The sequence below is a fragment of the Pseudomonas sp. R25(2017) genome, from assembly GCF_002112565.1.
GTDB lineage: Bacteria > Pseudomonadota > Gammaproteobacteria > Pseudomonadales > Pseudomonadaceae > Aquipseudomonas > Aquipseudomonas ekonensis.
On record NZ_NEHZ01000043.1, the window covers coordinates 1 to 2,190 of the forward strand.

The 2,190-nt window shown below is 57.9% G+C and carries 1 pseudogene; it reads left to right on the forward strand.

The annotated features are described in order from the left end of the window. Positions 1-1,698, forward strand: a pseudogene (locus CAG31_RS28555) (hypothetical protein); the annotation flags it as partial. Positions 1,699-2,190: the final 492 nt, after the last annotated feature.

Consider the following 2,190-nt stretch of genomic DNA (forward strand, 5'->3'; position numbering starts at 1 on the left):
CAGCACTTCGAGGCCCGGCGCGGGGAGACGCTGACGGCGAGCTACAGCATCCGGCGGGCCGAGACGGGCAAGGTGAGCTATTCCAATCCGCTGGGGTTCGTGATCGGCCAACCGATATCGCTCGACCCGCCGACGCTCGACTCCGTCAAGGGCTCGCCCAGCGGCGTGGAGGTTCCAGACGGCAGCCTCATCGTCGAAACCTCGGTAGTGCTGAGCGGCACCGCCAGCAAGGGCCAGAAAGTCGATGTGCTGGATGGCGTCACATCCAAAGGCCAAGCCACCGCCGATGCCGCGACCGGCCGCTGGACATTGACCGTGAGCGGGCTGAGCGCGGCGGTGCACACCTTCACCGCCAAGGCAATGTACGGCGACGGACTGGTATCGACGCCGCGCAGCTTCACGGTGGTGGCGCTCATCAAGCCGACGCTGAGCAATGTGCTGGACGCCAACAACGTGGAGGTTCCGGAAGGCACCAGCACCGTGAGCACCACGCTGAAGCTGCGGGGCACGGCCAGCAAAGGGCAGAAGGTGGAGATCTTCGACGGCAACGGCTCGACGGCGGTGTCCAAGGGCACGGTGACGGCTCACGCAACGACGGGTGCGTGGGAACTCAGCATCACCGTTCCCGTGGGCGGGCGGCGGCTGTATGCCAAGTCGCTGTACCACAGCACGGCGACCTATTCGAATGTGCGGCTGCTGACAGTAGTGACCTCGGTCGCGCCGACGATCACTTCGGTGAAGGATCCCAAGGGCGTCGAGATCGCAAACGGCGGCATCACGGTCGCAACCAGCGTCACGCTCACCGGCACGGCGGCCAAAGGCCTGAAGGTCGAGGTGTTCGATGGCACCGTGTCCAAGGGCCAAGTGACCGCGAATGCGACATCGGGCGTATGGACGCTGACGGTATCGGGGTTGAGCGTCGCGGCACACAGATTCACGGCGAAAGCCTTGTACGGCGCCAGTCCGGTGTCGGCGGCCAGAACCCTGACCGTGACGGCGGCGACAGCGCCGACCATCACCTCGGTGAAAGATCCGAAGGGTGTGGACATTCCGCACGACGGTATGACTCTTGAGACCAGCGTCACGCTCACCGGCGCAGCAGCGAAAGGGCAGAAGGTCGAGGTGTTCGATGGCAATGTGTCCAAGGGCGAGGTCACGGCGAATGCGACCTCGGGTGTGTGGACACTGACAGCGTCGGGCCTGAGCGTGGCGGCGCACAGTTTTACGGCCAAGGCGCGCTATGGAACCGAGCCTGTTTCTGATTCCAGAACCTTTAAAGTTGTGCGTTGGGTTTCAGGTTCAGAAAATTGGGAAACAGAACCACATGGAACGTTCGCCGCGGGGCAGTCGAAACGGTGCCAAAGCGGATTGACTTTCTATGTGAAGTCCGTTCCGAACCCCTTATATTATGGCGTTATTCTATGGAAGGAATCTCCCAAATACATGTCAGTAACATACTACGCCACAGTAGAACTGACATTTGACGGCATAATTAAGAATTTTAACTATGAGTACATCTGCTACAACGCAGCAACAATAAGTTTTTTCAACCTTGATGGTGCTGTCAAAGAAATCACCCTATCGCCATCTGGAAGTTCATTCAGACCTGGCAGCCATACCGACCAGGCCGGCCTTAGCAAAATCGTCATAAAAGATATTCGCGGAGGAGTAGATCTAGACAATCTAAGATGGAGTTAGTCAGCCATAATGAAAATGGTGACGGATTCATTTATGCGTTGTTTTTTTGATTTTTTTCAGTTCTGAAGTTAACGAAGAGATGAGGATGGATGTGTTTATCCGCCCTCATTTCCTCTTCTAGATTATTGCATTGACTAATCTGCAGCGAGACATGTTTAAACATGTTGATCACAGTTTCCATACACCCACATCGCCTTGCGCCATTGCCTACAACTACGCCAGAATCCGCCGGCTTGTGCGCCTGGGGGGGCGGGTTCTATCGTTTGGCGGTCACTGACGAATCAGTGATCGGGTCTCGCAGCCCGTCGATCTCTGGACGCACAATCTCCTCCATGCCTGTCATGGCGGCTGTACGTGGGAGGCCTTCGGGCCTGCCGGTTCTAGAGTCCCGGTCTGCGACCCGCGTATAGCTGCCACCCTCTCGTATCGCAGCGAATCGAGGCGGCTCCATGACTCTGGAGATGCAAGCATGTTCAAACCCACCCCCAACCC